This is a genomic window from Rhizobacter sp. P3_B12 (assembly GCF_056402895.1).
Window position 1 is genome coordinate 1 of the sequence record NZ_JBFUGN010000435.1, and the last position, 4,985, is coordinate 4,985.

The window sequence follows — 4,985 nt, forward strand, 5'->3', positions numbered from 1 at the left end:
CTCCAACACAACGGCGGTCGCCCTGTCTTTTTGAGGCTGTGCAGACGCCTGCACAGCCGGGGAACTGGCGGCCGGCAGCTACTTCACGGCCGGTGCGCGGGCGAGGAGTTCGGTCTTCTCGGCAGACCCGCGGCTCGATCCGAACTCGAACTGGTGTGCATCGCGCAGGCCGTTGGCGAATTGCTGGGTCAGCATGCCCAGAGGGCCGTTCAGGGCCATGATCAGTGGGTTCACGTCGCCGCCCTTCGTCACGCCGAGCCAGGTCACGAAGACCATCGCCGACAGGCAGGCCAGCATGCCGATCACGTCGCCGACGATCATCAGGTCCGCGCGCCTGGTCGTCCGGCCGAGCTGGGCAAGCTGCACGTCGCGCTTGCGGGCGTCCTGCCGATCAGCGAGGAAGGCCTTGTCGAGATCGGCCTCTGCTGCGATCACCGCCTGGCGGAAGGCCAGCAGTGCCGCAGGATCGGCCTGGATCGCGCTCAAAGCGGCCTGGCCGCTGTCCTTGCCGGTGACCTGCTTGGCGATGTCGATCACGATGCTGGCGGCTTGCTCGGCCTGGTCGCTGCCGGTGATCCACTTCAGGATGCCCGGCACGAACTGCGCGAGCGCGAATGCGGTGCTGATCGGGTCCATCAGGCCTTGCCTCCCACCGCGGCCGCGATCTCCACGCGGTTCAGCAGCCAGCCGTAAACGAAGGCTTCATCCTTCGCGCGTCGCTCAGCCAGCTCGACATAGAAGGCACCCTGCAGCGCGTTGAGCGCACGCAGCAGCACCACCTGCCCCTCGGCGCCGCGGCGGCGCACGTACTCCCGCAGCGCTGCGATCGTCATTGGGCCGATGCGTCCGTCCGCCTTCACGTCGGGGTACCAGCTGCCTTCCTTGTTCAGCACGTTGAGCGTGCGTTGCAGGAAGGTGGCCGCCTGGTCGGTGCCCTGGTTCACCGCGGTGTCGAACAGCTCGCCAGCCACGGCTGGTGCCGCGCTCGCGACCTGGTCGAGCTGCAGCGCGTCCCAGTACCGGCTGCGGTAGATCGCCTTTGCCTGGTCGAAGCCGAGCAGGTTCATCGGGCCGGCATAGCCGAAGGCACGTGCCACCACCTCGGTGATGCCGTACTTCGTCTGGCCGCCGCTGTCGAGCGGGTCGTCGCTGAAGCCGGCTTCCTTGCCGAGCACGGTTTCGTACGCTAGGTTGAAGTCCATTCGCTGTCGTCCCTGTTCTGCCTCTGGCCTCTTTGAGGTCGTCGTGATTTTTGGAGTCGTTCCGAGCTGGCGGTCACTTGCTGAGAAGGCGACTGAACCAATCGAACTTGATGGCCCCCAGGCCGAGGAGCGCCATCACCGCGTACATCGCGAAGCGCCGCAGGCCTTTGCCGAGCTGGCGGTCGACGTAGCCGCCCCATACATCGACCAAGCGCTGCGCGGTGCGCTCGTCACCGAGCTGGGTCACGAGCTGCGCAGCGAGCTTCTCGGCGATGCGCTGCATGTCGGCATCGGTCAGGGCACGGGGATCATTCATCGGCGTTGTCCTCCTGGTCGTCGGTGTTGGATGGGGATGGGGCGTCGCCCTGCTTCGGCGGGCTGGGCAAGCCGCTCGCGTTCTGGTTCGTCACATCGCTGCTGAAGCGCAGGTCTTTCTCCTTGACCTTGCGGCGCCACTCGGCGACCTGTTCGAGCACGGTGTCGGGGTTCCGCCCGGCCTTGCGGATCACCTCGACCTCGCTGATGAAGCCGGCTTGGCTCAGCGTCAGCCAGGCCGTGGCTTCCTTGGCCATGTCGATCCACGGCATCGACGGCGCGACGTAGAGCACGTCATTCGCGGTGCCGGGCATCACATCCTTTGGGCACGGCACGACACCGGAATAATCGGCCGCCTGAATGAAATCCTCGACAACCGGCTGCACGGCCATGCCGACGAAGTCGTCAGTCAAGCACGCGTAGTGCACCCACTGCTCGACGAGTTCCTGGCGCTGACTGCTGTAGGTGCCGTCGTAGTTGCGGCTGACGCTGGAGTAGCTCGCGCTGATGCCGGCGGCGAACGCGCGCAGCTGCCCGTTGCGGAAGGTGATCAGGTTCGGGTTCGGGCGCTTGCTGTCGATCAGGCCGATCTCTTCGCCGACGGCCAGCGTGTCGATGATGGTGCCGGGGGACAGCGCGATCTGGCGATGGATGTCGTTGCCGTTGTCGTCCTTCAGCGGGCCTTCGTAGCCGCCGCCGTCGGGCGCCTGGCGCTTCACGTAGCCCGTCAGCATGGCCGCGACCTTGGCGGCGATGCGCTCGGACTCCTCGTAGTCTTTGATGTCCTCGATGCGGCCGATGACGCTGGCGTAACGGGTCACACCGCGCAGTTGGCCGATGCGCTGCAGGTGCGCCAAGTGCAGCATGCGAGCCGCCGGAATCACTTTCAAGTCCGGCCGCAGGGAGATCGTCTCGCTGGGGTGACCCTTGTACAGCCAGTACCCGGTCGGGCGACCCCAGGTGTTGCGCTGGATACCCTGCTTGATGCCACGGGACTCGTCGGAGTAGTCCATCGGCACCATGTCCGCCTCGAACAGCTCGAGCGAGTACGGTACGTCGGTCCCGTGATCCAGGCCGGGCATGCGCCCCGTCACGCGCTGCGCGAASGCTTCGCCRTCGCGGTACAGCGTGCGGGCSAGCAGKCGCTGGCAGCGCGCGTAGCTGTGYTGCCAGCGSACCTCGGGGCGGCGCTGCCARTCGCGCCAGGCSGMCGASARCGCYKYSGCGTARTCGGYRTGGATCTCGCCGSTGMGCGTRCGCGGCTGGAACTCGACRCCRATGCCKTKSGCRCCSACCGTGTTGTTSACCAGCACGTCSAGCGAGCCGACGACCARGTCGTGRTTKCGRTCGAGRTAGCGCATCTGGTTGCGMAGCGGCAYGGCGCCCTTTTCCACCAGTTGATTGGGCGAGCCCCCGTCACGGCGGAACTTGCGCTGTGGGTTCGGCCGGGCGGCCTCGTAGTGAGCCAGCAGCGTTCGACCACGCAGGCGGGCCAGGCCGCGCTGCGGGTCCATCCATGCGACTAGGCGGTCGACAGCGTTGAGGCGTGCGGTCATTGGTCGAGACGCGCGACGGCGAAGCGCAAACCGCCGATGGTCGGCACGCCGGCGGCCTGCCCGCGCTCAGCCGCGACGCGCCCTTCCCACTCTTTGCGGCCAGCCCGGATCTCGGACAGGTCTTCGCTGCGGAAAACGCGGTCGCCGAGGCGCGCTTCCTTGCCGAGAAGAACATCGGTTTCGGCCTGCAGGTAGGCGGCCAGCATCGTGGAGGCAGGGGTGCTCATGCGCCCATGCTCGTGGAATCGGCGTCTACTTTGTAGGGGCGGCAGTAGACAAGTTCAGTACCTCACGAAGATCCCGAGTGACAGTCGACGACAGTTGCAAACCCGCACTGATGCTGCCGCCTATGTGACCCTGGCGGAGCGCATAAGTCCAGCGATCGATGGTGAGCTGCGCCAACGCAGCGGTTGGCGTCCCTAGATTCCGAAAGTCGAACCCTCACCGGCGGCCACCACCGAGTACCAGCTTGGGGGCAGTTTCTCCTCAAGCCTCAAATCTGACGAGGCAGGCCGCGAAGCGGTGCCTGTGATGAAGCCTCGGCCCAGCGTCTTCCATCGCGAATCGGGATCCTGACGACGAAGCGGCTGCCCTGCCCAAGCCCGGCGCTGCTCGCCTCGACGCTGCCGCCATGGGCTTCGGCTAGCTCGCGCACCACCGCAAGGCCCAGTCCCAGGCCGACGCCATTGAACTTCACCGCATGCTGTTCCTGCACGAACGGGTCGAAGACTTCGAGCAAGGCCCGTGGCGAGATGCCAATGCCGTTGTCCTTGACGGTGAACACCATGGCATCCGGCGTGCGTTGCACGACGAGGGCGATCTCGCCGCCGGCCGGCGTGTACTTGGACGCGTTGCCCAGGAGGTTGCTCAAGATCTGGGTCAGGCGAACCGCGTCGCCGCGTATGCTGCCCGGCGGGGACGGCAATTCGAGCTGCAGCGTCTGCGTGTGCCGGGCCATCGAATGGCGGCAGGTGACGAGCGAATCCTCGACCACGTCGGCGATGTCGACATCGCCGAACTCCAGACGCAGTTTGCCGGCATTCACCCGCGACACCTCGAGCAGATCGCCAATCACGCGCGACATGCGGCCAGTCTGCCGCTCGATGATCTCCAGCAGGCGTGCMATCTTGTCGGCGGCAACGCGCGGCAACAGCGTGGCAGTGGTGCACAAGGTCATCAGCGGGTTGCGCAATTCGTGGGCCACGACGGCCATCAGYTGSGTCTGGCGGTTCAGCGCCAGTTCTGCCTGGCGYTGCCCGCGYTGCGCWAGCAGCGTGGCCTGCARCARCTGCTCGTTGACCTTGCGCAGTCGCGCGAGAGTCGCRCGGGCGCGCCTGCCAGTGGCGGGCGCTGCAGCGTCCGCTTGCTGKCCGAAYAGGGGRGCGCGCGGYGCARTGCGYCTCCGTGTSGCTGCCGTGCTGTAGTGGGGTGCGGAGAGGGTCTTCTTGGGCGGCGGTCCGGCGAGGGCGTCGAACGGGTGAAGCGTGACAGACATTGCGGCGTCCTTCCGAAAGGGAGCGCGGTGGGGCAGGCGGGAAGTCCCAGCCTCCGGGGGCAGCGAATCGCAACACCCGAGTGCGCAGGCTTCCTTTTGGGTATGGGGAGCGCTCCGTCGGCGAGTCTGCCGGGTCCGCCTTGGTCCGGTCTGTGCGCTGGCGAACGCAGGACCGTGGCATTGCTAGCGAACGTTGCTTACCGCACAGACGCTCCAGCGATGTACGACTAGCGTCCTTGCTGCACCCTAGGAAAGGCAAACCATGACCAGGACGCACCGCTTGAAGTCCGACAGGCCCGAGGCACCGGTGGTCGCGGCACCGCCTGCGGAGGCCGACCTGCCGCTGATGGCCACGCTGGGGATCCGTTTTGAGGAAGGTGCCTATCGCTTCGCCTGCATCCCGTATGACAACCTGCA

At 66.5% G+C, this 4,985-nt stretch carries 6 protein-coding genes; all 6 read right to left on the reverse strand.

Annotated features, from left to right (window positions below; all coding sequences use genetic code 11):
* Positions 1–78 precede the first annotated feature (78 nt).
* Positions 79–636 (reverse strand): hypothetical protein, encoded by a 558-nt coding sequence (locus AC1D01_RS20515; protein ID WP_477869525.1) that lies wholly within the window; start codon positions 634–636, stop codon positions 79–81.
* Positions 636–1,202, reverse strand: a complete 567-nt coding sequence (locus tag AC1D01_RS20520) for a glycoside hydrolase family 108 protein (protein WP_477869527.1) — start codon at positions 1,200–1,202, stop codon at positions 636–638. Before AC1D01_RS20520 ends, AC1D01_RS20515 begins: the two co-directional genes overlap by 1 nt.
* Before the next feature lie 73 nt (positions 1,203–1,275).
* The gene (locus AC1D01_RS20525) at positions 1,276–1,518 is read right to left on the reverse strand and encodes a hypothetical protein (RefSeq protein WP_477869529.1); all 243 of its coding nucleotides are present in this window, start codon (positions 1,516–1,518) and stop codon (positions 1,276–1,278) included.
* Positions 1,511–3,073, reverse strand: a complete 1,563-nt coding sequence (locus AC1D01_RS20530) for a phage portal protein (RefSeq protein WP_477869531.1) — start codon at positions 3,071–3,073, stop codon at positions 1,511–1,513. The genes AC1D01_RS20525 and AC1D01_RS20530 overlap by 8 nt, the downstream gene beginning before the upstream one ends.
* Positions 3,070–3,300: a DUF6148 family protein gene (locus tag AC1D01_RS20535; RefSeq protein WP_477869533.1), complete on the reverse strand. Its 231-nt coding sequence runs from the start codon at positions 3,298–3,300 to the stop codon at positions 3,070–3,072. The genes AC1D01_RS20530 and AC1D01_RS20535 overlap by 4 nt, the downstream gene beginning before the upstream one ends.
* 266 nt (positions 3,301–3,566) lie before the next feature.
* Positions 3,567–4,286, reverse strand: coding sequence for a sensor histidine kinase (locus AC1D01_RS20540; RefSeq protein WP_477869535.1), 720 nt, complete (start codon positions 4,284–4,286; stop codon positions 3,567–3,569).
* Between the last annotated feature and the right edge of the window lie 699 nt (positions 4,287–4,985).

What these genes read in the sequence shown, in the direction of transcription:
- AC1D01_RS20535 (WP_477869533.1), bottom strand. Translation starts at nt 3,300, where the DNA reads ATGAGCACCCCTGCCTCCACGATGCTGGCCGCCTACCTGCAGGCCGAA.
- AC1D01_RS20515 (WP_477869525.1), bottom strand. Translation starts at nt 636, where the DNA reads ATGGACCCGATCAGCACCGCATTCGCGCTCGCGCAGTTCGTGCCGGGC.
- AC1D01_RS20520 (WP_477869527.1), bottom strand. Translation starts at nt 1,202, where the DNA reads ATGGACTTCAACCTAGCGTACGAAACCGTGCTCGGCAAGGAAGCCGGC.
- AC1D01_RS20525 (WP_477869529.1), bottom strand. Translation starts at nt 1,518, where the DNA reads ATGAATGATCCCCGTGCCCTGACCGATGCCGACATGCAGCGCATCGCC.